Genomic DNA, 24,817 nt, shown 5'->3' with positions numbered 1-24,817 from the left:
CTGAAAGTCATGAAAAACGCATCTCCAGCCCGTGCCTGTGGTATCGACTTCGGCACGTCCAACTCCACCGTCGGCTGGCTGCGCCCCGGCATGGAAACGCTGATCGCGCTGGAGGACGACAAGATCACCCTGCCCTCGGTGGTGTTCTTCAACATGGAAGAACGCCGCCCGGTGTACGGCCGGCTGGCGCTGCACGAGTACCTGGAAGGCTACGAAGGCCGGCTGATGCGCTCGCTCAAGAGCCTGCTGGGCTCCAAGCTGATCAAGCACGACACCAGCGTCCTCGGTACGGCGATGCCGTTCAAGGACCTGCTCGGGCTGTTTATCGGCCAATTGAAGAAGCGCGCCGAGACCGCCGCCGGTCGGGAATTCGAGGAAGTGGTACTGGGTCGCCCGGTGTTTTTCGTCGACGACGATGAAATGGCCGACCAGGAAGCCGAGAACACCCTGGTGGACGTGGCCCGCGCCATTGGCTTCAAGGATGTGTCGTTCCAGTACGAACCGATTGCGGCGGCATTCGACTACGAGTCGACCATCGAAAAGGAAGAGCTGGTGCTGATCGTCGACATCGGCGGCGGTACCTCCGACTTCTCGCTGGTGCGCCTGTCACCGGAGCGCCGCACCCACGACAACCGTCACGATGACATCCTCGCCACCGGCGGCGTGCACATCGGCGGGACCGATTTCGACAAGCAGTTGAGCCTGCAAGGCCTGATGCCGCTGTTCGGCTACGGCAGCCGCATGAAGAGCGGCGCCTACATGCCCACCAGCCACCACATGAACCTGGCGACCTGGCACACCATCAACTCGGTGTACTCGCAGAAGTCGACCCTGGCGCTGGGCAGCATGCGTTACGACATCGAAGACACCGGCGGCATCGATCGCCTGTTCAAGCTGATCGAGCAGCGCGCCGGCCACTGGCTGGCCATGGAAGTGGAAGAAACCAAGATCCAGCTGACCCACGCCGACAGCCGCCATGTGCCGCTGGACCGTATCGAGCCGGGCTTGAGCGTAGAGCTGAGCCGCGCGCTGTTTGAGTCGGCCATCGACAACCTGCTGGAGCGCGTGCGCAACAGCGTGACCCAACTGCTGAACGACGCCAACGTGCGGGTCGATCAGGTCGACACGGTGTTCTTCACGGGCGGTTCGAGCGGGATTCCGGCGCTGCGCAACAGCGTGTCGGCGATGTTGCCGAATGCGCGGCATGTGGAAGGGAACATCTTCGGCAGCATCGGCAGCGGGTTGGCGATCGAGGCGATGAAGCGTTACGGCACGATGGATTGATCCAAGACCGAGGCGCCCCCATCGCGGGCAAGCCCGCTCCCACAGGTTTTGTGTCGTTCGCAGGCATTGGATACGACACTGGAACTGTGGGAGCGGGCTTGCCCGCGATGGCGTCAGATCAGGCGATGCATATCGACCTGATCAAACCATCCCCACCTGCTTCAACTCGCTCTTCAGGTACGCGTAATAAATCGGCCCCGCCACCACCCCCGGCAGGCCGAACGCGGCCTCGAACACCAGCATCGCCAGCAGCAACTCCCACGACTTGGCACTGATCTGCCCGCCGACAATGCGCGCGTTGAGGAAGTATTCGAGCTTGTGGATAAAAATCAGATAGCCGAGCGCCGCCATGGCGACCCAGATCGACAGCGACAAGCCGACGATGGTGATCAGCGTGTTCGACATCAGGTTGCCGATCACCGGCAGCAAGCCGAGCAGGAAGGTCAGCACGATCAGGGTTTTGGTCAGCGGCAGTTTGATGCCGAACATCGGCAGGATCACCGCCAGGAAGATCCCGGTAAAGAAGGTGTTGAGCAGGGAAATCTTGATCTGCGCGAAAACGATGTTGCGAAACGCCTGGACCAGCAGGTGTAGGCGGTCGAACAACGCAGCAGCCAGCGGCTTGCGCTTGGTCACATCCGGGATGCGCTGCAAGGCGATGATCGCCCCGAGCACCATGCCGATCAGCAGCGTCACAAACATGTGCGCCGCGTCCTTGCCGACCAGTTGCAAGTCGCTCAGGTGCTTGCTCATCCACTCGCCGATGGCCACGCGAAATTCCGCGGCACTGGCGGGCAGATAGGCGTCGATGAACGGCGGCAGTTGCCCGCGCGCGCGGTCAACCACGTGCATGAACTTGTCGAGGGACGCGCCGGGGTTTTCCGCCTCGTGCAGCAAAAAGCTGATGGCGCCGGCAAAAATCAGGGTCAACACGCTGACCACTAACGTCCCCAACAACGCCACCGCCAGCCAGCGCGCGCGTCGACCTTCGATCAGCCGCTGCAATTGCGGGGTGAGCATGTTGACCAGTTCGAACACCAGCAACCCGGCCAGCAGGCTGGGCAGCAGTCGCAGCGGGATCACCAGCAGCAAACCACCAAAGATGATGACCCAACTGATCAGCAGCAAAACGTGGCGTTGAGAAAACGTTGGCATACAGCCTCAAAACGAACGACGTAAAAGGATTGGCAGTCTGCCAGCGTTCGCAGGCCAGCACTAGGGATTGTGTAGGGCGACTTTAGTGGGGCTTTCCGTGTCCTTTCTGGCCTCATCGCGGGCAAGCCCGCTCCCACAGGTTTGATGTTGAACAAAACGTGTGCAGACGATAGATATCCCTGTGGGAGCGGGCTTGCCTGCGATGAGGCCAGCACGCTCACCGCAAGTAGCCGCCCCAATCAAAGTTTTATTTTTTCTTCAGGCAATCGCTCATGAAAGCTTTACGTGCATCACCTTTCAAAGCCTGGGTGGCAGCGGTGGCGTTGCAGGTTTTCATTTTCTCTTGCTGAGGGGTCAGGGTCTTGGCGTCATTGGCGGCCGGCGCCGCCTTGAGGCAGGTGCTCATGAAGGCTTTGCGCTCGTCGCCCTTGAGGCTTTTCGCGGTAGCGTCAGCGTTGCAGGTGGTCATCTTGTTCTGTTGCGCAGTGGCGGCGAAACCCTGGGCACTAAGCAGCAAACCGATCATCAACAATGGGACACGCAACATCTTCATGGAGTTTTCTCCTTGTTGCCGCACCGAGGGGTGCGGCCTCAATCTGGAGTGTAGACAAGCCCTGTTACACCTTCATCCGCCGATGCAACAGATGGCCCTCAATCAACCACCGGATCCAGAAGATCCTTGAAGGCTTCCCGGTATCGCTGATAGGCATCAACCCGCTTATCAATGACCGATGCGGGCATCCGCTCGAACAAGATCGGCGTGCCCCCTTCGACAGCATAAGTCTGTCCAAGCTCACGTAACGACGTCCATTGAGCGTATGCCGCGCCCTCCTCATAGAGCTTGTTGATTTTTATCTGCCGGAACGTGTTCGCCTCGGAAATCGCAGGTAATGCCGCAGGCCCTGTCGGTGCTTCATTGATAAAGTTGTATTCAGCCACGGCCGGTCCGGGGGCTAGTGTGGTCACTGGCGGCATTTCAAAATCGAAGTGTGCATTGCTGGCCACGTGCGCTGCGGGAAATTCCGGCCAGGAGTCAGCGACGACCAATGCATCGAGATTGCTCAGATCATCCCCTATCACTACATATTGATGGTCAAAAAGGGTGGCCCTGACAATGTGAACACTGGACGTCCGGGGCTGGCTCGCCAGAATCGAAAACGTGACCTTCGAATTCTCCGAACAATTGCCCCCTTTGATCTCGATGGCTTTGCGAGCGGCTTCGGCGGTGGTCAGTTTGGCGGAGAATCCGCCCTCCTCAAGGTCCATCCCTCGCAGGCCTTTGATTTTGGCAATCGCCGAACCGCCGTTTTCCCACATGCTCGGCAACTGATTACCGGACAACGGCAGAAGCTCCTTGGCTCGATAGATCGCTTCCTGCGCCATTTTCAAGTTGGCCATGGTTTGAGCCGACACCTGAATCGGTTCCCCGGGCGTGGCTACGTCTGCGGACAGCAGCTCTCCATATTCACTTAAATCCCTTAGCTCCGGACTTGGCGTTAAACCGTTCTCCCGGACTGAACCTAATAACGCCTGGTAGGCTTTGGCCCGCCCGGTCTGTTCCAGATTGCGCGCATTCAAACCCAGGTTTCGTTCCAGTTCCGAGAGCGGTACCAACCCCTCTACGGTAAACAGGCGCCCGGTCAACGCGTTGAACTGCTCTGGCAGCATCAGCTTCTGCAGATCGGGCAACGCCTCGATGCTTTGAACGATGTCCAGGCCTGGCCCGGCCTCGCCAGTCGCATTGGCGGCGTTCAGGGCCTCGAACAGATCAAAGAGGTAATCCTGTGGAAAGCTGTCGTGAATCAGTTTCAGGCCACGCAGATAATCGAATTGCTTGAACGCTGCAACAGAAGGATGGAACGCTACCGTGACCAGGTCGCTGTATTGCACACCGATGTCTTCCAGAGCTGCACGTTCGCCGCCAGCAGCCGGCGCGCCGCCACGCAGGCGCATCCATTGAGGATCGTAAGTGAGCGGGTCAAGAACCGGCAGACCGTCCAGCACCTTCAGCAACTGATAGGGCTTCAACGCGTTGTCGCGCAGGGCCAGCTTCAGTTTGGGTCCCTGGCCGATATGGATGTTCAGCGCGTTACGCTCGGCATCCGGCAACGCCTGCAAAATAGCGGAAAACAAATCCATGCCCGAATGCAGGGCGTTACCGTCTTCGTCATAAGCGACGAATGTCGAGTCGTGAAGCTCGACGAGCGTGCGGCGAATCCCCGCGTCGTCCTGGCCAATACTGTCGAGCAGGTGACCGTTGTACTCGAACCGCCGGACTTCAATGCGCACATCGGGATTCCAGCCGCGAAGATGCTCAAGGGAGTGCAGCGCCAGTCTGTCCAGGTCAGCACTCTCGACCGAGGCCAGGTAAAAACCTTCATAAGCACGGCTCATGCGCACGTCTCGAAGCGCCCAACGCGCGAGGTTTTCCAGCCTTGCGGGCAACTGTCCGCGCTCAATCGCCTGGACTTCGGAGGACCTGGCGATGGACAGCAACTCGCGGACAACAGTGCCGGGAAGGCCCGGCACTTTGGCCTGGATGGTTTTGGCGCTGTCACTCGTGGCGGCTTCGATACGCCGATAACGCGCGTCGAATAGCGACGTGCGCTTGCTCTTGGCCCGTTTCGCCAACTCGGCCCGCAGATTTTTGGCGTTCATTTCCTGCGTGCTGGGCGCAATACGAAACTCGACGTTCAACAAGGTGTTCAGCTGTGCGTCATCCAGGTGCGATAACAGCCGCTTGACCAGATCAACGTCAGACAGACGATTGCTGTTTATCCGGACACGCGGCCCATCCACGCGACCAATGACCCGAAGCACTTCGCCACGGGCGTCTACCAGTTCAATCGCATTGCCCGGCCACAGACCATCGAGCAACTGAAATTGCATCTCGGGATCGGCGCTCAAGTAATCTTGCGCACGTTCGCTGCCCATCTGCTCGATGAAGGCCTGAATGTCGCGATCGATACGGAACCGGGTCACGGTATCGCTGAGCAAGGGCGACGGCCGCTGATTGTCGGCATACATTCGGCGGATCGCGCTGGCGTCGGTCTGGCTGACCATGCGGATGTCGCCGTAGGATTCGGCCAACTCACCCATGTCTGGCCCGAGTCGCGCCATCAAAGTCGAGTCATCCCAGGTGTGGGGCTGCTCGCCTTCAATCACGAAGGCACCTTCGCCGTTGCTGTCCACCACGGGTTGATAGGCATCGGAGCGGGTCGGATGTTTAACCCGGTGTTTGCTGCTCTGTGGATCTTTCGTCAGTTCGAAGTGCCGGGTGTCCAGCTTGAGAATCGGCTTGCCCTCATGCCGGTGCAGCCAGGTTTCATCAGGCTTTGAATCCGCAGCCAGGGTCAGGTTTTTTTTCTGATAGGGTTCCAGGTCGCGGCTCCATAGGCGTTTGGCGCCGTTGGCAAGCGTGACCGGTGTTGTCGACTCGATGAACGATGACAACCTGGGCAGTACAACCTCCCTGCCGATTTTCATGCCGCCGGCGAAGGCCGCTAACTGGATCACGCTTTCGACAAACCCAATGATGTGCTCGGCCCCCTCCAGATAGAGACCTTCAGCCAGATCCACAAGGCCTTCGACGACCTCGCTGACCAACTGATAAACCATGTAACCCATCATTACCTCGCCCACAAAGGGTATGAAAGGCCCCACCACCATCAACGCAGCATTGAAGATGTCGGAAAGCATTTTTTCCAGGTTGTCGAACCACGCCCAGCGCTCCATTCGATCGGCATCTTGCGTCGAGATCACCATTTCCCGGGCATCGTTCAGGATTTTGTTTTGCTGTTGCTGGTAGAGATAGCGCCAAGGGTCGCCACTAAACAATGTATGGGTGTCGTTCTCGAACCGAACGTGGTCAAAATGCAGGCGCGGATTCTCGATGGGCGTTTCGCGCCACACCGGCTGATCGACGCCCGGGACTTTGTCGTGCTGGGTGATTTCCACCAGCGCGGCGTTGAGTGCTGCGAAGAAGCGCCCCCGTTGTTGATGGTCGACAAAACGGCTGAAGAACTGCTGATAGCTGTTTGTCGAATCCTTTGGGGAGTCACGCAATTGACGAGTGAGCTCACGGGCGAACTCGGCCTTCGAGGCGTACTCTTTCAGTGGATGTTCCGGATCGTGCGGCACATAGGCAATGACTCGCCGGGCGGCGCTGTCGTGGAGATGCAGATCAGGCGCGATCAGCACGATGCCTCTCAACTGTACATCGAGCATTTTCAGCTGATAGTAATGAACGGGAAGACCGTCCATCTTCCACGCTTTAACATCTTTGAGCAGACTTTGTACGGCCAGATAGCCACTTCCCGAGATGTCATTTTTGAGGCTGGCCAGATACAGGGCTGCTTTTAACGCAGCCTTTTGGCTTTTACTGATTTTTTGCTGCACCACAGCACGCGCCAGTCCATCGACCGGGCGCACATAGTCTTCGAGATGCACTTTATATTTAGCACCGATATCCAGACGTCGGCACAGCGTCTTGAATTGATCGATACTCATGTTGTTGCGAATACCGGTGATGTCGAATCGATTCGACTTGTCGGGCCGGGTAATAAACTGCGAATCAGAGGTTAATACTTCTTTATCCGAAAAATTATGCAATGCCGCATCCAGCAGCGAAACAATGCGCGATTCCACGCCGTTATTGAAATTATTGGCCCATGGCGATAAGTGAGGCGGAGAAAACAACTGCAAAAACGTTTCCTTCACATCGACGTCCACACCGTATTGGTCTTTCAACGCCTGACGAAGCAGCGGTTCAGCAAAGGCGTAGACGTCTTGCGCCTCGCTCAACATCCGGTCGACATCGTTCTGCGCGCGCCAGCTTTCCTCCGACGCACGCTGCAGGGCGGCGCGCTGCATCGGTGAAGCGGAGATGATCCATTCTGGAAGAGGGGCTATCGCGCTTTTTAACGCGCTGATCCTATGGGGTGAAGTCTGGCGTATCCATTCGGGGATAGCTTTTTTTATAAGTTCGTGGTGAATGCTTTTTTGTTGTGTAGCGGTTACTGATGTTTCATCGATTCGGGTTGAAGTGGTCACATTGATACTCTGCATAAGTAAGCTGAAGAAGAACGGCTTATGCAACTAGCGTACAACGTTAAACACTTGATCAAATGAAGTGCAATTCCGATTAGCCTGTAAGAAACTTCACCACTTAAACCTTCTAACACAAACTTACTTCCTTACCTCAGACAACCCGTTGCCGCCGATATTGCTCAGGCGTACACCCGGCCTGACGTTGAAACATCGCAATAAATGCCGACCCCGTGCTGTAACCCATGTCAAAGGCAATGTTCTGAACACTGCGTTGACTGTCCAGCGCTTCGATCGCCGCGAGAAAGCGCAAGCGTTGCCGCCACTCGCCGAAACTCATGCCCAGCTCACGGACAAACTGCCGCGCCAAGGTGCGTTCGCTGACGTGGACCTGCGCGGCCCAGTGTGCCAATGGCCGATTGTCCCCGGGTTCGGCTTGCAGGGCTTCAAGTATTACGAGCAGTCCCGAACTGCTGGCGTAAGGCAAATAACACTCTTGGATGGGCACCTGTTGCAACTGGTCCACCAACACCTGCGCCAGACGTTTGTCCGCGTCGTGTTCGGGAATTTTCACGTCACGGGCGGCGAAGTCCTTGAGGATCGCCTTGAGAATGTCGCTGATCGCCAGCGTGCATGCTTGCTGCGGCAACGCGCGGCACAACGCCGGCGCCAGGCAGACCGCACGATAGTTGATCGGTTGATTGCTATAGAAACTGTGCTCGGTCTCAGGCGGCACCCACACGGCGTATTGCGGCGGCGACATGAAACGGCGGCTGCCGATTTCCATGTGCAACACACCGTTGGCCGAATACTCGAGGGTGCCCCACGGGTGACGGTGGGCCGAGGCATATTCGTGGGTGTCGAAATCGGCATAACGGAAATAGACCGGGGACGGCAATTCTGCGAAGTCGAGCAGGTCGATGTGTTTACTGGTCATGCTGTCCGTCATTCGGGGCAGGTTGTCTGGATCGAAGTATAGGCTTGCATCCAGACAAGCGGATAATCGCTCCTCACTAACGTTGATGGTTTTTCTGATGCAATACGCTTATCCCCTGCTGGCCATTTTTATTTGGGCCGGCAATACCGTGATCACCAAGATGTCAGCCGGGGTGATCTACCCCGCGGAAATCGGCTTCTATCGCTGGCTGCTGGCCGGGATTCTGTTCACGCCGTTCATGCTCAAACCGGTGATCGCGCATTGGCCGCAGATTCGCCCGAACCTGGGCAAGGTTTTCATCCTTGGCGTGCTCGGCATGGCCGTCTATCAGAGCCTGGCGTACTTCGCCGCAACGCTGACTACCGCCACCAACATGGGGATCATCCTGTCGCTGATGCCCTTGATGTCGCTGGCCATGGCCATCGTCAGCCTCGGTCAGCGCCTGACGGCGGGCGCATTGGCCGGCGCGGTGTTGTCGTTCGCCGGGGTGTTGGTGGTGGTGTCGTCCGGCAGCCTGGGCGCGCTGTTGGAGCATGGCGTGAACCTGGGTGACGCGATGATGCTGATCGCCACGCTGGCCTATGCGATCTACAGCACGCTGCTGAAAAAATGGCAGCTGCGCTTGCCGCCGCTGGTGTTGTTGTATTTGCAGGTGCTGGTGGCGGTGGTGGTGCTGTTTCCGCTGTTTGTTGCTTCACCGAAGGTCGGACCGACCTTGCAGAATATTCCGCTGGTGCTTTATGCCTGCTTGCTGGCTTCGATGCTGGCGCCGTTGGCGTGGATGCAAGCCGTGGTGCGTCTGGGACCGAGCCGGACCACGCTGTTCTTCAATTTGCTGCCGTTGATTACGGCGTTGATTGCAGCGGTAGTGCTGCATGAACAGCTGGCGCTGTATCACCTGGTGGGTGGGGTGTTGACGCTGGGTGGGGTGGTGCTTTCGGAGCGTTGGACCACCGTGTTGGCCCGCAAGGTTAGCGTCGCCTGACCCGACGCCTTCGCGGCGATCCGACTTGCCCGCGAAGAACGATAACGCGGTCCAACTGACGTTTACACGCCAGCCGCTTTCAACCGGGCCGCATGCTCGACAAACAACCGCACCGGATCCGCCCCTTTCCCCACCAGCCCCAGCGACTGATTGACGATGTCGAAGTGATCCATCGGATATTCATCGCCAATCACCGTCCCCAGGTGCGAGCTGTAACGCCCGACCATCCCGTCGCAATGCCCGGTTTCGCGCACAAAGGTTCTGGCAAACAGCCGGCAACTGCGGTTGGTGCCGTCGAACAGGTTACCGCCGCGATCCGTCTTGCCCGGCTGCAACGTCCCGGACCACGAGTAATAGCGCACACCGTTGACCTCTTCCGGGCCATGACCGCCCCACGTTTCAGGCAAGCCCTGTGGATAACGTTGATTGAACGCCGCCACGCCTGCACTCGTCAGGGACTCGTGGGAGGCGTGGATATCCACCGGTAATTTCGGCCCGCGATAACCAGTTTCCAACAGACTCATCAACGCGCCGATAAACCGCAGCAATACCGCCAGCAGCCGACCTTTGGCGGTGTCCGCCGGGTAATGTTTTTCCAGATAATCCGCCAGCTCCGAGCCATGATTCGGCCCTGCGACCGACGTGACGGACGCCACGCGATCCGGGCGTTTGGCGGCCGCATAACGGGCCGTGAGCGAACCTTGGCTATGACCGATCAGGTTGACCTTCTCGGCCCCCGTTTCCCGCAGAATCTCTTCAATCCGCGCCAGCAACTGCTCGCCGCGCACCTCGCTGGAATGGAGCGGCGAAACCTGCACCGCAAACACCGTCGCCCCGCCCCGGCGCAACGCCGAAATGATCCCGTACCAGTACGGATACAGCACCAGACGGATAAACCCGAGCATTCCCGGGACCAGCACCAACGGATAACGCGTGGCAGAACCTTGCGACATGGGCGGACATCCTTGTGATCGGTGAGATGAAGCAAGGCGCGATGCAAGACATTAGCCAAGCATCGTCACCCAAGATGACAACTCGACGACCAGTCTATGACATCCACCCTACTTCAGCCCCACCACGCCCACCACGATCAGCCCCACCGACACCAGTTTGATCGCCGTGAGGCTTTCGCCCAACAGCGCAAAGCCGAGAAACACCGTGCCCAGTGAACCGATGGCGGTCCAGATCGGGTAGGCGATGCTCACCGGCAACTCGCGCATGGCCAGGGTCAGGAAGTAAATCCCGCCGACGGCGGCCACCACCGTGATCAGCGATGGCCAGAGCCGGGTAAAGCCTTCGGCGTACTTCATGCCCATGGCGAAGGTGACTTCGAACCCGGCGGCGATCAGCAGAAACAGCCAGGCCATCAGAACGCCCGGGCCAGCGCCAGCAAACGCTGCTCGGCCTCGGCCAGCGAAATCGCGAATGTGCGCTCGGCCGACTCTTCGCCTTCGGCGGCCACCACGGTGATGTCGGTGATGCCTATGAACCCCAGCGCGGTGCGCAGCAACGGATCGGCATGGTTCATTGCCTCCAGTTCGCCGCCGGGCCCGAAACCGAAGCCGCCGCGACTGGTGACGATCAGCGCTTTTTTGCCGTGCACCAGCGGCTCGTACTGCGCCACGCCATTGTCCAGAGTGTGATTGAACGTCAGCCCGAGCCGCACAATCTGATCGATCCACGCCTTGAGGCCACTGGGTACGCTGAAGTTGTACATCGGCGTGGAAATTACCAGCAAATCGTGACCGAGCAACTCGCCGACCAGTTCATCGCTGAACGCCAGGTCGGCCTGCATCGACAAGGGACGTGCGTGGGGCTCGGGGTAAAACGCCGCAGCCACAAAGGCTTCGTTGACCGGCGGTATCAATGCCCGACCGATTTCCCGGCGAGTCAGCTGCGACTGCGGATGTCGCGCCTGCCAGGCAGAAAGAAACACTTCCGCCAGACGCCGGGAGTGGGAACGCTCGCCACGAGGGCTGGCATGGATCGCAAGAATCTTGCTCATCTGAATCTCCTTAAGGGCTAAACTGCCTGTGGCCTGCAGATTGATGCTCGCAGCCGCCCTTCTTCAACTGAGCAGAAATCAGTCTGGATGAGTTTATTTCATCCATGGAGTATTTAAATGTTCGCCTCGCTGCCGCTGACCGCCCTGCGCGCCTTCGAATCTGCCTCGCGCCTGCTGAGTTTCAAGGCGGCCGCCGAAGAACTCTCAGTGACACCGACAGCGGTGTCCCACCAGATCCGCTCGCTGGAGAGTTGGCTCGGTGTGCAGCTGTTCGAGCGGCTGCCACGGCAAGTACGCCTCACCGACGGCGGCGAACGGTTGTATCGCAGCCTGCACGGCGCGTTGCTGGAAGTGGCGCAAAGCGTCGACACCTTGCGCCCGCAACGCAGCAGCGCGAGCCTGACGATTTCCACCACGGCCGCCTTCGCAGCGCTGTGGCTGGTACCGCGGTTGGGTCGGTTCTACGCCCGCCATCCGAATATCAGCCTGCGCCTGGACACCCATTGCGAGGTCATCGATCTGCATCAGGACGCCAGCGTCGACCTGGTGGTGCGCTACAGCCTGGGTGATTACCCAAACCTGTATGGACTGTGCCTGTTCGACGAATCGTTCGGTGTCTATGGCTCGCCCGAGCAAGTGGCGCTGGCGGCCGACCGGGCGCCCACGCTGATCAGCGTGCGCTGGCACAACTCCAAACTGTACGCCCACGGCTGGGCGGCCTGGTGCGCGCAGTCCGGCGAGACCTGGCTGACCGGGCAACCGGCGGTCCGTGAATACGACGAGGAGCATTACGCCCTGCAAGCGGCGATCGCCGGGCAAGGCCTGGTGCTGGCGAGCAATATCCTGGTGTCGGAAAGCGTGGCCAGCTGTTTGCTGGTCGCCTACCGGGGCGACGTTCAGGTGGATGGCGCCGGCTACAGCGCGCTTTGCGTACCTGGGCGCGAACGACATCCGCCGGTGCGGGCGTTCTTTGCGTGGTTGCGCGAGGAGGCGTTGCTGTCCGGGCATGCGCTGGCTTGATGGCTGACATTCTGAAAGACCTTTAGCGCCTTTCAGATCGCCTTCGCGGGCAAGCCTCGCTTCTACAGGTTCAGTATTCCCCTGCAGGAGCGAGGCTTGCCCGCGAAGGCGCCCACACTATTTTGTGGGCTTGACGGTCACCGGCGCCTTCCCCGCCTTCATCTGCTCCAACAACGGCGCACACTGATTTGGCTCACCCCCGCTCGGTGCCACCAACGCCAGCAGCCCCGCCGCCGGCGCTGCAATCACGCCCAGCGCAACCATCCCCGCGCCACGCAAAATCAGCGGCACCGCCTTCACGCCCGCATCCGGCTTGATGAACTTGCCCCGCACATACAGCGGCGACCGCAACGAAATCAACCGCCAGCCTTTGGATTCCGGGGTAATCGTCAGGTCCAGTTGCTCGGTCGCCATGTTCGCCGTGCCGTCGATATAGATGATCGCGTTCTCGGTATCGAAGACGAACAGTCGGGTGGTGGCCAAACCGGTCTTGATATCGAAGTCTGCCGCCGCGCAATTGATCTTTACTTCCTTGTCGCCAAAGATCTTGCCCACCACATAGTTGCCGACGTTGAGCCCGGCCAGTTCCATCAGCTCGCGGCTGATGGCGCCGTCGTTAATCAGCATTTTCAAGTTGCCATTGGCGCTGCCCAACAGCTTGGCCACCGAGTTGCCACGGCCGGTGATGTCGGCATCGCCGTTGAGCTCGCCGAAACTGGTTTTCATCGGTTCAAACGTCGGGAACAGCTGCTTGAGCTTGAACTTGCGCGCGGTGAGCCTGGCGCGGCCTTCCAACGGTTCGGTGCGGCCATTGAGGCGAATTTGCGCATCCAGAGTGCCGCCCGCCACGCCGAAACGCAGGGGTTCAAGACTCAGGACGCCGTCTGTCAGTACCAGATGCGTGTAGAGGTCCTTGAACGGCAGTTTTTCGCTGTGGACGATGCGCTTGCCGGTGAATTCGACGTCGGCGTCCATTTCGCGCCAACGCTCGGTCTTGAACTCCTCGACCGGCAACACCTTGTCCGTCGGCTGCTTGCTTTCGCCACCACGGGCCTTTTGCTTGGCGTTGGAATCGGCGCCGATCAACGGGGCGAGGTCGGCGAATAGCAGTTGATTGGAAACAAGCGAGCCGCTGAGTTTCGGCCTCGGCTGGCTGGCGACATAGGCCAGGCTGCCGTGGATGTCACTCTCGCCGATCTTGCCGTTGAATTCTTCATAGCGGAACACCGCGCCACCGGGCTCATGCAGTTTGGCGATCAGATGCCCGTCGGTCTCGTAGGGCGGCGTATCCGGCAGGGTCACACCGGTCAGCGGATAGAGATTACCCAGGCTGGTGCCGGCCAGCTTCAGGCGCAGGTCCAGGGCGCCGAGGTTCAGCGGATCGGTCAGCGTACCGGCCAGTTCGACGCGGGTATCGGCGATTTTCACTTGTGCCTGGAGCGGGAACGGCCGGGCCGCGTCCTGCAACGCCAGCAACCCGCCGATCTTGCCTTCGCCCGCGAGTTTCTGGTCGTGGTATTGGCCTTTGACCTTCAGCGCGAACGCGTAATCCTGGGGAGCCGCGCCTTTCTCCTGCGCCGTTTTTGCGGCTTTGTCGCCGACGATATCGCTGAACGGAATCGGTTTGCCCAGCGGATCAATCAGCACATCGAGCTGAGTCTTGAGGTTCTGGTCGTCGAGGGTGACGTGGCCCTTGTCGAAGCCGATGGCACCGATGTCCACCACCCAGCTTGAAGGCTCGGCGTTCGGGTCCTTGGGATCGAACTTGAACGTCCAGTTGGCGCGGCCATCGGCCAGGCGCTGCAGGTCGGCATTCGGCTCGGTCAGATCAATACGCGGGATCACCACCCGCTGCGCCAGCAAAGCCAGGGGTGAAATACGCAGTTCGACGCGTTTGAGGGTGACCATCTGCGGTTTCTTCGACCAGTCCGGGTTGCCCAGGCTCAGGTCTTCGGCCACCACGTGCGGCCACGGCACCCAGGCCCGCCAACCGCCCTCGTCGGGCTCGCGCTGCCAGACCACCGCGAGGTTGCCATTAATGGCGAACGGACGATGCAGCTCTTCAGAAACTTTGGCGTTAAGGGGCGGTTTGATCCGGTTCCAATCGAAGAACACGATGATCAGAACCAATACCGCCAGCAAGACAATCAGGCTGGCGAAGGTCCAGGTAACAATTTTACGAGTGCGCGTCATTGCACAGGGCTCCTGATACGACTGAGCGTCCTGACTGCGACGCACGTGTGAAACGTCAGGCCAGAACCGGCCTGCCATGGAAACTACGACTGGAAAACGGCCCACAGGTTTAAACCAAACACCGATTAATCCTCAAATAATCGACCGGGGAGAGACTGCCCCCGAATCCGGCGTTACCGCCCCCGCACTTTTGTGCGGCACGAGTGGGTCGAAAATACCCATCGCAGGGCAAAAATGATCGCCGGAGACGCCCGTTCTAGAGCGCTTCGACGGAACAATCAATTCCGTTGATTATTACCATTGCGTTTATGAACTTTTATATCGACTTATCGAGAGTAGCATTGCCCTCGTACCCACTTTATCGCCCTCCCAAGGAGCAACCCATCATGAAACGCCAATTACTGCTTAGCCTTACCCTCTCAATGCTGGCCAGCACCGCTTTCGCTCTGCCTGCTGCTGACCAAGCCACTCCACAAGTCAAAGACAGCCGCTCGGTGTTCAGCCAAACCGTCGCTGCCGATGGTTCCGACCGCACTCCACAGGGCCAGACCCTTGCCGAAGGTGGCAATGATCGCCTGAAAGAAAAAGGCCTGATCACTCAGGATGGCTCGGACCGCACTCCACAAGGCCAAACCCTGGCTGCTGACGGTTCCGACCGCACTCCACAAGGCCAGACCCTGGCTGCTGATGGTTCCGACCGCACTCCACAAGGTCAAACCCTGGCCGAAGGTGGTGGTGACCGTGTAATCAAACGCAACAGCGCTTTGAGCTGAGCCCATGGCGGCCCTGAAAAAAAGCCCAATCCCCGGATTGGGCTTTTGACTTTATAGGGTTTGGCCTTGTTGGAAGTTGCATATCCCCGCTTGATCCCCCGATTAGTCGTTCGACGCCAGCGAAGCCGATTTGCTAGAGTGCGCCGCTGTCCCTGTCCAGAAAAACACCCTTGCGATGCTGCCCCGCGCCGAACAGAAACAACAAACCCGCAACGCCCTGATGGACGCTGCCCGTCACCTGATGGAATGTGGTCGAGGATTCGGCAGCCTGAGCCTGCGCGAAGTCGCGAAAACCGCCGGGATCGTGCCCACCGGTTTCTACCGGCATTTCGCCGATATGGATGAACTGGGCCTGGTGCTGGTGAGCGAAGTCGGCCAGACCTTTCGCGAAACCATTCGCCTGGTGCGCCATAACGAGTTCGTCATGGGCGGCATCATTGACGCTTCGGTTCGGATCTTTCTCGACGTGGTCTCGGCCAATCGCTCGCAGTTCCTGTTTCTGGCCCGGGAGCAGTACGGTGGATCGCTGCCCGTGCGCCAGGCCATTGGCCGCCTGCGTGAAGACATCAGCTCGGACCTCGCGGCCGACCTGTCCTTGATGCCGAAATTGCAGCATCTGGACATCGCCGGCCTGAGCGTCATGGCGGACCTGATCGTCAAAAGCGTGTTCGCGACCTTGCCGGACATTATCGATCCGCCGCCCGAGGCGCTACCCGAGCACCTGACACCACAGGCAAAAATCACTCAACAACTGCGCTTCATCTTCATCGGCCTCAAACACTGGCAAGGCCTGGGCAGCACCGAATAAATCCTGCTCGCGATAGCGGAATGTCGGCCACATCAATGTTGATTGTGCCGACGCTTTCGTGAGCACGTCGAATCGTCGCACCGCCGCTCCCACAAAAACCAGTCAAGGCATCAATTTGGTGCCGCCGAAAAATCCTCGCACCATTGCAGGTCAGAATCCTGCAGCCTCCTGAAGCACCCACTCCGCTCCGACAGGTATTTCCTACGTATCGCCCGATTGGCAAGCCCCTTGCTCTAGCCTGAACATTGTCCATTGCTGGAAGCCTCCCGATGCTGGTGATTCATCGCAGAATCGACCCTCAACCCGTCTGGGCCGCCGAGTTGCACCTGACCTTCGAGGCCCGGAGCAAAAGCCGTTTGCGCTGTTTCAGTGCCGAAGGTGAGGACGTCGGTTTGTTTTTGGAGCGCGGTCAGCCGCCACTGTATGACGGCGAGTGCCTGCAAGCCGAAGACGGGCGCATCGTCCGTGTCTGCGCCCGCCCCGAGCAACTGATGCATGTCACTTGCGCCAACGCGTTCGAACTGACTCGCGCGGCTTATCACCTGGGCAATCGCCACGTCGCCCTGCAAGTCGGTGATGGCTGGTTGCGCCTGCTCGATGATTACGTGCTCAAGGCCATGCTCGAACAGTTGGAGGCCAAGGTCGACAACATCGAGGCACCGTTCCAGCCGGAACACGGCGCCTATGGCGGCGGCCATCACCATTCCCGCCACGGCGACGAGGACTTCAACTACCCGCCGAAACTGCACCAGTTCGGCGTCCGGTTATGAACCCGGCCTGGGCGCTGCTGCGCCTGGCCAGCCCACAACTGCCGATTGGCGGCTACAGCTATTCGCAAGGCCTGGAGATGGCAGTGGATAACGGCCGGGTGAACGATGCAGACAGCGCGCGACGCTGGATCAGCGATCAGTTGCTGCTGAACCTGGCACGCTTCGAAGCGCCGCTGCTACTCGCCCATTGCACCGCCGCCACCGAAGAAAACTGGACTGAGTTGCTGCAACGCTGCGAAGAACATCGCGCCAGCCGGGAAACCCGCGAGTTGCACCAGGAAAGCCGGCAGATGGGCTATTCGTTGCAACAACTGCTCAACGGCTTGCCGGAACTCGATGCGCCGGCCCGCGCCTTTCTCCAGCAGCGTCCTGAGCCACATTTGGCCCTCGGCTGGGCGCTTGCCGCTCGCGCCTGGCAGATCAGCCCGCAAGATGCGCTGGCGGCGTGGCTATGGAGCTGGCTGGAAAATCAATTGGCGGTGCTGATGAAAACCCTGCCGCTGGGCCAGCAAGCCGCGCAACGCCTGACCAGCGAACTGCTGCCGCTGCTGCAACAAGCGCAGCAGGACGCCACACGAATCAATCCCGAACACTACGGCAGCGCCGCGTTCGGCCTGTCCCTGGCGTGCATGGCCCATGAGCGCCAGTACAGCCGTCTGTTCCGTTCCTAGGGCCTTTTTACTTGGAGAATCACATGAACACACAACCCCTGCGCGTCGGCATCGGCGGCCCGGTCGGCTCCGGTAAAACCGCTTTGACTTTGGCGCTCTGCCTGGCCCTGCGCGACCGCTACAACCTGGCCGTCGTCACCAACGACATCTACACCCGCGAAGACGCCGATTTCCTGGTACGCAACGAAGCCCTGGCGCCTGAGCGCATCATCGGCGTGGAAACCGGCGGCTGCCCGCACACGGCGATCCGCGAAGACGCCTCGATCAACCTCGAAGCGGTGGATCAACTGAACCGTCGCTTTCCGGGGCTGGATCTGATTCTGGTGGAGTCCGGCGGCGACAACCTGTCGGCGACCTTCAGCCCGGAACTGTCCGACCTGACCATTTACGTGATTGACGTCTCGGCGGGCGACAAGCTGCCGCGCAAGGGCGGGCCGGGGATCTGCAAGTCCGACTTGCTGGTGATCAACAAGGTCGACCTCGCGCCGCTGGTGGGCGCGTCGCTGGAAATGATGGACAGCGACACCACGCGCATGCGCAACGGCAAGCCGTTTGTCTTCAGCAATCAGAAAACCGGTTTGGGCCTGGAAGCAATCATCGCCTTCATCGAACGCCAAGGCCTGCTGACCGCAGCCTGATCTCGACTTATCAACAAGGAAGCTTATCCATGACACTGAAACGCATCCTGGGCGCCCTGGCCCTGCTGCTGACCCCGGCCATCGCCTTCGCTCACCCGGGCCACGGCGACAACGGTTTGATCGCCGGCATCAGCCACCCGATTGGCGGCCTTGATCACCTGCTGGCGATGTTGGCGGTCGGCTTGTGGGCAGCGCAGCAGAAAGGCGCCGCGCGCTGGGCGCTGCCGTGCACGTTCGTCGGCACCATGTTGATTGGCGGACTGTTGGGTTTTGAAGGACTGAACCTGCCGGCGCTGGAAGGCGGCATTGCGGCGTCGGTGCTGGCGCTCGGCCTGGCAGTGGCCCTGGCCGTGCGTCCGCCGTTGAGCGTGGCAGTCGGTGCGACGGCTTTGTTTGCGCTGTTCCATGGTGTGGCCCATGGGTTGGAGTTGCCGGACATGTCGAGCCCTTGGGCGTATGCGGCGGGGTTTGTCGCGGCGACGGCTGCGTTGCATGCCGCGGGTTATGGCGTGGTGCGCGTGTTGCCGCAAGCGGCGGCACCGTTGGTTCGATTGGCCGGTGCGGCTTCGGCGGCGACCGGAGTTTGGTTACTGGCGGGCTGATTCTCTAACGCTTGAACCGGCCTCATCGCGGGCAAGCCCGCTCCCATAGGTCATTCGCCGCCAGCACAGATTGTGTGAATACCGATGTTCCCTGTGGGAGCGGGCTTGCCCGCGATAGCGTCCGAACAGACACCGCCTCTCTCAAGCCTGGCTCTCTGCTAACATGTCGCGCAATCAACCCTGCCGTGACGACGCCAGCCAATGCCGCCTGTTTCCCGCTCCGCCTCCCAGCCTGAATTGACCGCTCTGTTCGCCTCGGTGCAACAGCATTTCCAGGACGTGATCGTGTCGCTCTGGCAAGGCCCCGGCTGGAATGCCGACATGGCGTTGCCTTATGAAGCGCTGGACGCCGGGCATCAACCGCTGCCCCCCCAGCGCTATCGGGCGATGGCCTGCGCGCGACAGCTGTATCTGTTTTCCAGCCTGATCGGCCAGGTGCCGGCCGCCGAGGAACGCGCCGCTGCGCTGTTCCGTTCCTTGCAACAGCATTTTCACGACGCCGAGCACGGCGGCTGGTTCTACAGCATCGACCCGCAAGGTGCGCCACTGGATCAGCGCAAAGACCTCTACACCCACGCTTTCATCCTCTTCGCCTGCGCCCATTACTGGGGCAAGGTGCGCGAGCCGCTGGTGGAGTCGGTCCTCAACGCGACACTGGAAGTGCTGGCCCAGCGCTTCGCCACGGGCGACGGCCTGTATGAAGCCAGCCTCGAGCGTGACTGGTCCTCGCTCGACTCTGGCCCCCTGCAAAACCCCCTGATGCACTTGGCCGAAGCTTTCCTCGCGACCCTGTCGGTGCGCGAAGACATCGCCGTACAGCGCGCGCTGGTCGAGTTATGCACAGCCATGCAGAAGCGTTTTATCGACCCGCAACACAGCGTGTTGATGGAGAAGCCGCTGGGCGCTGTGGATAACTGGTTTGAACCGGGGCATCAGTTCGAGTGGTATTTCCTGCTGGAGTCTTCGCCACTGCTGCACGGTTCAAAACTGCATGTTTCGCTGGACCGTGCATTTGTACTCACCGAACAACTGGGCGTTGATCCGAAGACGGGTGCCGTAGCGGCAATGCTTGGTCTCGATGGCTCGGCGAAGGATGCCACCCAGCGCATCTGGGCCCAGGCTGAATACCTGCGCGCCCTGACCCTGCGTCCAAACAGCGAAGGCACGGTGCAACGCCAATTGCAGGCATTGCAGCAACGCTTTTTGCATGCAGGAGGGTGGTATGAATGTCGCGATGAGCAGGGCGAAGTCAGCCGCAAGGACATGCCATCGACCACGCCTTATCACCTGGCTACTTGCTACAGCGGGCTGGTCGATTATCTTCGCTGACTGATCGACCGCCTTCGCGAGCAGGCTCGCTCCTACATTTGATCTCTGTTGTTCACAAATAATGTGGCCAAAGAAAATCTACTGTGGGAGCGAGCCTGCTCGCGATTGGCCGTTACACGGCCTTAAGCCTTGGCATTACGCTCAATCGCAAACCCGGCCCACGTCTGGCTCACCGGCATCAATTCCAGGCTGTTGATGTTGATGTGCGCCGGCGCATTGAGCACCCAGAAAATGGTATCGGCGATGTCCTGAGGCTGGATCGGCTCGGCACCGGCGTAGGTCGCGTTGTAACGCTCCTGGTCTCCGGCAAAACGCACCAGCGAGAACTCGCTCTCGCACAGGCCCGGTTCAATGTTGCTGACGCGCACACCAGTGCCTTGCAGATCGCAGCGCAGGTTGAGCGAGAACTGTCCAACGAATGCCTTGGTCCCACCATAAACATGGCTGCCGGGGTACGGATAGTTGCCGGCAACGGAGCCGAGGTTGACGATACCGGCACCGCGACCGTGGGCAATCAGGCGTGGCAACAGCAGGCGAGTGGCGTACATCAGGCCTTTAATGTTGGTGTCGACCATGGTGTCCCAATCATCGAGATCGCACTTCGGCGCCGGGTCAGCGCCCAGTGCCAGGCCAGCGTTGTTGATCAGCCCGCGCAACTTGGCAAAGGACGGCGGCAGATTGGCGATCGCCTCCTCCATGGCCTTGCGATCACGCACGTCGAGCACCAGGCCATGCACCTCGGTCTGCTTCGACAACTCGGCGCACAGGGCATTGAGGCGTTCTTCACGACGGCCTGTCAGCACCAGTTTCCAGCCGGCCTCGGCAAAACGACGGGCACAGGCTTCACCAAAACCGGAGGTCGCGCCGGTAATAAACAGGGTGTTGGACATCGTGTTCTCCTTGCTTCGGCTAATGGACAGCCATTGGAATAGAAAATCAGCTGGCAGCATGCCCGGCCCCGCTCCCACGGGCAACCATCGTGTTTTTGTATAAAAAGTAATCAATCATGGCAACGCCTTGCCGGGCGTGGCCTGCAGCTATGTACGCGCACGTTATCCACAGGCAGGTCCACAATTTCCGGGGGCAAGTGGAAAAGCCGGGAGCCGCTATCCACAAGGCTTTGCGGGCAGATTACAAAGTTTTTCGCTTGACCCTCGAATGCCAGCGGTGTAGCCCATGGCATTTTGCACGATGGACTGGTCAAACCGACGATGGCGCCAAGCCAGTAACTACGGCCTTCAGCCGAGTCTTTCCAGAGTTTAACCACAGACTTATCCACAGGCTGGTCCATCACATTTTCAGCCGATGTGGTCGCCAACAAAAAGGTTGACAAAGCCTGTTCCGGGTCAAGCAAAAACAGCTGATCAAAAAACAACCACATCGCTGCAAGCCACGGATTCAAAGGCTCTCAGACAGCTACTCCCACGTTATTCACAGCCAGCTCCACAGCAAACGGGGACAAGTCAAAAGCGTGACAAAACAACTATTTGCAGCGGCTTTATGTCGCGCTTTGAGAGCTTGTGAATATTGTTTTCCACAATTTCCGGGAAGCACACGGCGGACACCTGTGGGAGCGAGCTTGCTCGCGATGGCGGTGGGTCAGTCACCACAATTGTGACGGTGATGACGCTATCGCGAGCAAGCTCGCTCCCACAGGGATCAGGGGAGTATTGGGGATGTAAAAAAGCCCCGGCGATTGCTCGTCGAGGCTGTGGATATTTCAGCGGAGCATCAATGCCCGCCGAGATAGGCGTTACGCACCTCCTCGTTGACCAGCAGCTCCTTGCCGGTGCCCGTGATGCGGATCTCGCCGTTGACCATCACGTATGCCCGGTCCGACAGCTTCAACGCGTGGTTGGCGTTCTGCTCGACCAGGAAGATGGTCATGCCGGTACTCGCCAGTTCCCGCAGGGTCGCGAAGATCTGTTTCACCACGATCGGCGCCAGCCCCAGGCTCGGCTCATCGAGCAACAACAGCTTGGGCCGACTCATCAACGCACGGGCGATGGCGAGCATCTGCTGTTCACCGCCGGACATGGTCATGGCGCGCTGGTTACGGCGCTCCTTGAGCCGCGGAAACAGCTCGAACATGCGCTGCATGTCCTCGGAAGCGTACTTGTCACCGATAGGGATGGTGCCCATCAGCAGGTTTTCCTCGACGGTCATGTCGGGGAACACCCGCCGGCCTTCAGGCGACTGAGCGATGCCGTTGGACGCGATGTAGTGCGACGACTTGTGGGTGATGTCCACGCCCTGATAAATGATCTGCCCGTTAGCCGCTCGCGGCTGGCCGAAGATCGACATCAGCAAGGTCGACTTACCGGCGCCGTTGGAGCCGATCAGGCTGACGGTTTCACTTTCTTCGATATGCAGCGAGACCTTTTTCAGAGCCTGGATCGGCCCGTAAAACACATCCAGATCCTTGAGTTCGAGGATGGGTTGACTCATAGCACCACTTCCTCTTCATCAGCGCCCAGATAGGCCGCAATCACTTTCGGGTCGTTGCGAATCGCTTCAGGCCCGCCCTCGGCGATGACGATACCGTGGTCCAGCACCACGATGTGGTCGGAAATGCTCATTACCATGCCCATGTCGTGTTCGATCAGCACCACAGTCAGATCGTGCTCGTCGCGCAGCAGACGGATCATCGCGCTCAGCGCTTCAGTTTCCTGAGGGTTGAGGCCGGCAGCCGGTTCGTCGAGGCAGATGATCTGCGGCCGGGTGCACATGGCCCGGGCGATTTCCAGACGGCGCTGTTGGCCGTAGGACAGTTCACCGGCCAGACGGTTGGCGCAGTCCACCAGGTCCACGACTTCCAGCCAGTAGAAGGCGTGGTCCAGCGCATCGCTTTCGGCCTTGCGGTAGCCCTTGGTGTTGAGGATGCCGGCCAGCATGTTGCGGTTGACCCACATGTGCTGGGCGACCAGCAGGTTTTCCAGTACCGACATTTCCTTGAACAGGCGAATGTTCTGGAAGGTGCGCGCCAGCCCGGCACGGTTCACCAGGTGGGTGCCGCCGAACATCTTGTAGCGCATCCGGGTGATGAAGCTTTTCGGCGAAACGAAATCCGTGGCTTTGAACGATTCGCCCAGCAGCTGGATGACATCGGTGCGCTCGCCGCGGGTATTGAGTTCGATCTTGCCGCCGGAGGCCTTGTAGAAACCGGTCAGGCAGTTGAACACGGTGGTCTTGCCGGCGCCGTTGGGGCCGATCAGGGCAAAGATCGAGTTGCGATGAACCTTGAGGCTGACATCGCTCAACGCCTTGATGCCGCCGAAGTGCATCATCAGCTTCTCGACCGAGAGTACGACTTCGCTCATGGCGCTACTCCTTTACGCGGGGTCACACCGGTACGGCTGATCCGAATCAGGCCGCGCGGTCGCCAGATCATCATCAACACCATCAGCACACCGAACAGCAGCACGCGATATTCCGCAAAGCCGCGCAGCAGTTCCGGGGCAACGGTCAGCACGAAGGCTGCAATCACCACGCCGATGGTCGAGCCCATGCCGCCGAGGACCACAATGGCGAGGATCAGTGCCGATTCGAAAAAGGTAAACGAGGTCGGGTTGACGAAGCCTTGATAGGTGGCAAAGAACACCCCGGCCAGGCCGGCCGTCGAGGCGCCGATGGTAAACGCCGAGAGCTTGACCAGTACGTGGTTCAGGCCCATGGAGCGGCAGGCGATTTCGTCTTCACGCAAGGCTTCCCAGGCGCGGCCGACCGGCATCTTGACCAGACGATGCTTGATGTACAGCACGGCCAGCACCACCAGGAACAACACCGCATAGATGAAGTAATACTTCACGTCCGGGTTATAGGCGATGCCGAAGAATTCATGGAACGGGACGCCCCCCTCCTTCGCGCGCTTGCCGAACTCGAGGCCGAAGAAGGTTGGCAACGGAGCCGCCATGCCATTCGGGCCGCCGGTCAGGGACAGCCAGTTGTTGAGGATCAGGCGAATGATTTCACCGAACCCCAGGGTCACGATCGCCAGGTAGTCACCGTGCAATCGCAGCACCGGGAACCCGAGGATGCAACCGGCAAGGCCCGCGGTGATGGCCGCCAGCGGCAGCACCGTCCAGAAACCCAGTCCGAGGTATTGATAACCCAGTGCCAGGCCGTAGGCACCGATGGCGTAGAACGCTACGTAACCGAGGTCGAGCAGACCGGCCAGGCCGACCACGATATTCAGGCCCAGGCCCAGCAATACGTAGATCAGCCCGAGAATGACCACGCCCAGCAGGTAGGAGTTGGAAAAAAACGGAAACACCACGGCAACGAGGATCAACAGCGGGATAATCCAGCGCAAGCGGGATTTGTAATCAGGTGGCAGTACATGAACCCCGGAGCCGGTGCTTTCAAAGCCTTCAAGGATTTTCAGGCCCTTGGGCGTTTGCAGGAACAGGCTCAGGGCAAACCGGCCAGCCATGACGATGGCGACAATCCACGCCACCCGGGTCGTTTCCAGATTGAAGCCGTAGCCGTCGAGGACCACGCCGACAATCGGGCCGAACACAATCAGGGCGACAAGGCCGGCAAGAATCGCGTCAACCAGGCTTCTTTTGAGATCAATGGTTTTTTTAGTGGTTGAAGACATC

General features: G+C 59.6%; 23 protein-coding genes. 10 read left to right on the top strand and 13 right to left on the bottom strand.

Annotation, left to right across the window (positions count from 1 at the left end):
- Positions 1 to 9: 9 nt before the first annotated feature.
- Complete coding sequence (locus K0F88_RS02140) at positions 10 to 1,284, top strand: Hsp70 family protein (protein ID WP_219093716.1); 1,275 nt, start codon at positions 10 to 12, stop codon at positions 1,282 to 1,284.
- Positions 1,285 to 1,425: 141 nt separating this feature from the next.
- On the opposite strand, the gene K0F88_RS02135 is transcribed toward K0F88_RS02140, so the two are convergent.
- The 4 genes from K0F88_RS02135 to K0F88_RS02120 form a co-directional block, all read right to left on the bottom strand.
- Positions 1,426 to 2,439 carry an AI-2E family transporter gene (locus K0F88_RS02135; RefSeq protein ID WP_219093713.1) on the bottom strand — a complete coding sequence of 338 codons (1,014 nt, stop codon included), beginning with the start codon at positions 2,437 to 2,439 and terminating at the stop codon, positions 1,426 to 1,428.
- Between the two features lie 247 nt (positions 2,440 to 2,686).
- The gene (locus K0F88_RS02130; protein WP_219093710.1) at positions 2,687 to 2,992 is read right to left on the bottom strand and encodes a PsiF family protein; all 306 of its coding nucleotides are present in this window, start codon (positions 2,990 to 2,992) and stop codon (positions 2,687 to 2,689) included.
- A gap of 98 nt (positions 2,993 to 3,090) precedes the next feature.
- Positions 3,091 to 7,491, bottom strand: a complete 4,401-nt coding sequence (locus K0F88_RS02125; protein WP_255142021.1) for a dermonecrotic toxin domain-containing protein — start codon at positions 7,489 to 7,491, stop codon at positions 3,091 to 3,093.
- Between the two features lie 148 nt (positions 7,492 to 7,639).
- On the bottom strand, positions 7,640 to 8,422 hold the full coding sequence (locus K0F88_RS02120) for a helix-turn-helix transcriptional regulator (RefSeq protein WP_094469367.1): 783 nt from the start codon (positions 8,420 to 8,422) through the stop codon (positions 7,640 to 7,642).
- Between the two features lie 97 nt (positions 8,423 to 8,519).
- Here K0F88_RS02120 and K0F88_RS02115 point away from each other — a divergent pair, with 97 nt between their 5' ends.
- On the top strand, positions 8,520 to 9,407 hold the full coding sequence (locus K0F88_RS02115) for a DMT family transporter (protein ID WP_219093707.1): 888 nt from the start codon (positions 8,520 to 8,522) through the stop codon (positions 9,405 to 9,407).
- Between the two features lie 62 nt (positions 9,408 to 9,469).
- On the opposite strand, the gene K0F88_RS02110 is transcribed toward K0F88_RS02115, so the two are convergent.
- The 3 genes from K0F88_RS02110 to K0F88_RS02100 form a co-directional block, all read right to left on the bottom strand.
- Positions 9,470 to 10,360 carry a triacylglycerol lipase gene (locus K0F88_RS02110; protein WP_219093704.1) on the bottom strand — a complete coding sequence of 297 codons (891 nt, stop codon included), beginning with the start codon at positions 10,358 to 10,360 and terminating at the stop codon, positions 9,470 to 9,472.
- A 108-nt stretch (positions 10,361 to 10,468) separates the two neighbouring features.
- Positions 10,469 to 10,774, bottom strand: a complete 306-nt coding sequence (locus K0F88_RS02105) for a multidrug efflux SMR transporter (RefSeq protein ID WP_094469370.1) — start codon at positions 10,772 to 10,774, stop codon at positions 10,469 to 10,471.
- Positions 10,774 to 11,412: an FMN-dependent NADH-azoreductase gene (locus K0F88_RS02100; RefSeq protein WP_094469371.1), complete on the bottom strand. Its 639-nt coding sequence runs from the start codon at positions 11,410 to 11,412 to the stop codon at positions 10,774 to 10,776. The genes K0F88_RS02105 and K0F88_RS02100 overlap by 1 nt, the downstream gene beginning before the upstream one ends.
- Positions 11,413 to 11,529: 117 nt before the next feature.
- Between K0F88_RS02100 and K0F88_RS02095 the strand changes: the two genes are divergently transcribed.
- Positions 11,530 to 12,432: a LysR substrate-binding domain-containing protein gene (locus tag K0F88_RS02095; RefSeq protein ID WP_094469372.1), complete on the top strand. Its 903-nt coding sequence runs from the start codon at positions 11,530 to 11,532 to the stop codon at positions 12,430 to 12,432.
- A 117-nt stretch (positions 12,433 to 12,549) separates the two neighbouring features.
- Here the strand turns inward: K0F88_RS02095 and K0F88_RS02090 are convergent, their stop codons facing one another.
- Complete coding sequence (locus K0F88_RS02090) at positions 12,550 to 14,625, bottom strand: AsmA family protein (protein WP_219093701.1); 2,076 nt, start codon at positions 14,623 to 14,625, stop codon at positions 12,550 to 12,552.
- Positions 14,626 to 15,011: 386 nt separating this feature from the next.
- Between K0F88_RS02090 and K0F88_RS02085 the strand changes: the two genes are divergently transcribed.
- The 7 genes from K0F88_RS02085 (at position 15,012) to K0F88_RS02055 (ending at position 20,216) form a co-directional block, all read left to right on the top strand.
- Positions 15,012 to 15,398 (top strand): hypothetical protein, encoded by a 387-nt coding sequence (locus K0F88_RS02085; protein WP_219093698.1) that lies wholly within the window; start codon positions 15,012 to 15,014, stop codon positions 15,396 to 15,398.
- Positions 15,399 to 15,573: 175 nt separating this feature from the next.
- On the top strand, positions 15,574 to 16,206 hold the full coding sequence (locus tag K0F88_RS02080) for a TetR family transcriptional regulator (RefSeq protein ID WP_219093695.1): 633 nt from the start codon (positions 15,574 to 15,576) through the stop codon (positions 16,204 to 16,206).
- A gap of 269 nt (positions 16,207 to 16,475) precedes the next feature.
- Positions 16,476 to 16,976: an urease accessory protein UreE gene (gene ureE / locus K0F88_RS02075; RefSeq protein ID WP_219093692.1), complete on the top strand. Its 501-nt coding sequence runs from the start codon at positions 16,476 to 16,478 to the stop codon at positions 16,974 to 16,976.
- Positions 16,973 to 17,647: an urease accessory protein UreF gene (locus K0F88_RS02070; protein ID WP_219093689.1), complete on the top strand. Its 675-nt coding sequence runs from the start codon at positions 16,973 to 16,975 to the stop codon at positions 17,645 to 17,647. The genes ureE and K0F88_RS02070 overlap by 4 nt, the downstream gene beginning before the upstream one ends.
- A gap of 23 nt (positions 17,648 to 17,670) precedes the next feature.
- Positions 17,671 to 18,285: an urease accessory protein UreG gene (gene ureG / locus K0F88_RS02065; protein ID WP_219093686.1), complete on the top strand. Its 615-nt coding sequence runs from the start codon at positions 17,671 to 17,673 to the stop codon at positions 18,283 to 18,285.
- Between the two features lie 29 nt (positions 18,286 to 18,314).
- Entirely contained in the window at positions 18,315 to 18,887 is a 573-nt protein-coding gene (locus K0F88_RS02060) for a HupE/UreJ family protein (protein ID WP_094469380.1), read from the top strand.
- Between the two features lie 201 nt (positions 18,888 to 19,088).
- Complete coding sequence (locus K0F88_RS02055; protein ID WP_219093683.1) at positions 19,089 to 20,216, top strand: AGE family epimerase/isomerase; 1,128 nt, start codon at positions 19,089 to 19,091, stop codon at positions 20,214 to 20,216.
- A 122-nt stretch (positions 20,217 to 20,338) separates the two neighbouring features.
- Here the strand turns inward: K0F88_RS02055 and K0F88_RS02050 are convergent, their stop codons facing one another.
- From K0F88_RS02050 to livM, 5 genes are all read right to left on the bottom strand, one after another.
- Positions 20,339 to 21,106 carry an SDR family oxidoreductase gene (locus K0F88_RS02050; protein ID WP_219093681.1) on the bottom strand — a complete coding sequence of 256 codons (768 nt, stop codon included), beginning with the start codon at positions 21,104 to 21,106 and terminating at the stop codon, positions 20,339 to 20,341.
- 110 nt (positions 21,107 to 21,216) lie between these two features.
- Positions 21,217 to 21,618: a hypothetical protein gene (locus K0F88_RS32205; RefSeq protein ID WP_255142024.1), complete on the bottom strand. Its 402-nt coding sequence runs from the start codon at positions 21,616 to 21,618 to the stop codon at positions 21,217 to 21,219.
- Positions 21,619 to 21,947: 329 nt separating this feature from the next.
- Positions 21,948 to 22,664, bottom strand: a complete 717-nt coding sequence (locus K0F88_RS02040; protein WP_219093678.1) for an ABC transporter ATP-binding protein — start codon at positions 22,662 to 22,664, stop codon at positions 21,948 to 21,950.
- A complete protein-coding gene (locus K0F88_RS02035) occupies positions 22,661 to 23,536 on the bottom strand; it encodes an ABC transporter ATP-binding protein (RefSeq protein ID WP_109627727.1) in 876 nt (291 codons plus the stop codon). Before K0F88_RS02035 ends, K0F88_RS02040 begins: the two co-directional genes overlap by 4 nt.
- The gene (gene livM / locus K0F88_RS02030; RefSeq protein WP_219093675.1) at positions 23,533 to 24,816 is read right to left on the bottom strand and encodes a high-affinity branched-chain amino acid ABC transporter permease LivM; all 1,284 of its coding nucleotides are present in this window, start codon (positions 24,814 to 24,816) and stop codon (positions 23,533 to 23,535) included. Before livM ends, K0F88_RS02035 begins: the two co-directional genes overlap by 4 nt.
- Between the last annotated feature and the right edge of the window lies 1 nt (position 24,817).

It is taken from the genome of Pseudomonas sp. UMAB-40, from assembly GCF_900095275.1.
In the GTDB taxonomy this organism is placed as follows: Bacteria; Pseudomonadota; Gammaproteobacteria; order Pseudomonadales; family Pseudomonadaceae; genus Aquipseudomonas; species Aquipseudomonas mandelii_B.
The sequence above is the reverse complement of the archived record's forward strand: the minus strand, read 5'-3'. Positions and strand labels throughout refer to the sequence as shown.

Bases quoted from the DNA above. Each gene is read 5' to 3' on its own strand.
- K0F88_RS02120 (WP_094469367.1), bottom strand. From the start codon at position 8,422: ATGACCAGTAAACACATCGACCTGCTCGACTTCGCAGAATTGCCGTCC.
- K0F88_RS02100 (WP_094469371.1), bottom strand. From the start codon at position 11,412: ATGAGCAAGATTCTTGCGATCCATGCCAGCCCTCGTGGCGAGCGTTCC.
- ureG (WP_219093686.1), top strand. From the start codon at position 17,671: ATGAACACACAACCCCTGCGCGTCGGCATCGGCGGCCCGGTCGGCTCC.
- K0F88_RS02050 (WP_219093681.1), bottom strand. From the start codon at position 21,106: ATGTCCAACACCCTGTTTATTACCGGCGCGACCTCCGGTTTTGGTGAA.
- K0F88_RS02130 (WP_219093710.1), bottom strand. From the start codon at position 2,992: ATGAAGATGTTGCGTGTCCCATTGTTGATGATCGGTTTGCTGCTTAGT.
- K0F88_RS02140 (WP_219093716.1), top strand. From the start codon at position 10: ATGAAAAACGCATCTCCAGCCCGTGCCTGTGGTATCGACTTCGGCACG.
- K0F88_RS02115 (WP_219093707.1), top strand. From the start codon at position 8,520: ATGCAATACGCTTATCCCCTGCTGGCCATTTTTATTTGGGCCGGCAAT.
- K0F88_RS02070 (WP_219093689.1), top strand. From the start codon at position 16,973: ATGAACCCGGCCTGGGCGCTGCTGCGCCTGGCCAGCCCACAACTGCCG.
- K0F88_RS02040 (WP_219093678.1), bottom strand. From the start codon at position 22,664: ATGAGTCAACCCATCCTCGAACTCAAGGATCTGGATGTGTTTTACGGG.
- K0F88_RS02095 (WP_094469372.1), top strand. From the start codon at position 11,530: ATGTTCGCCTCGCTGCCGCTGACCGCCCTGCGCGCCTTCGAATCTGCC.
- K0F88_RS02090 (WP_219093701.1), bottom strand. From the start codon at position 14,625: ATGACGCGCACTCGTAAAATTGTTACCTGGACCTTCGCCAGCCTGATT.
- K0F88_RS02060 (WP_094469380.1), top strand. From the start codon at position 18,315: ATGACACTGAAACGCATCCTGGGCGCCCTGGCCCTGCTGCTGACCCCG.
- K0F88_RS02110 (WP_219093704.1), bottom strand. From the start codon at position 10,360: ATGTCGCAAGGTTCTGCCACGCGTTATCCGTTGGTGCTGGTCCCGGGA.
- K0F88_RS02135 (WP_219093713.1), bottom strand. From the start codon at position 2,439: ATGCCAACGTTTTCTCAACGCCACGTTTTGCTGCTGATCAGTTGGGTC.
- K0F88_RS02035 (WP_109627727.1), bottom strand. From the start codon at position 23,536: ATGAGCGAAGTCGTACTCTCGGTCGAGAAGCTGATGATGCACTTCGGC.
- livM (WP_219093675.1), bottom strand. From the start codon at position 24,816: ATGTCTTCAACCACTAAAAAAACCATTGATCTCAAAAGAAGCCTGGTT.
- ureE (WP_219093692.1), top strand. From the start codon at position 16,476: ATGCTGGTGATTCATCGCAGAATCGACCCTCAACCCGTCTGGGCCGCC.
- K0F88_RS02105 (WP_094469370.1), bottom strand. From the start codon at position 10,774: ATGGCCTGGCTGTTTCTGCTGATCGCCGCCGGGTTCGAAGTCACCTTC.
- K0F88_RS02080 (WP_219093695.1), top strand. From the start codon at position 15,574: ATGCTGCCCCGCGCCGAACAGAAACAACAAACCCGCAACGCCCTGATG.
- K0F88_RS02055 (WP_219093683.1), top strand. From the start codon at position 19,089: ATGCCGCCTGTTTCCCGCTCCGCCTCCCAGCCTGAATTGACCGCTCTG.
- K0F88_RS02085 (WP_219093698.1), top strand. From the start codon at position 15,012: ATGAAACGCCAATTACTGCTTAGCCTTACCCTCTCAATGCTGGCCAGC.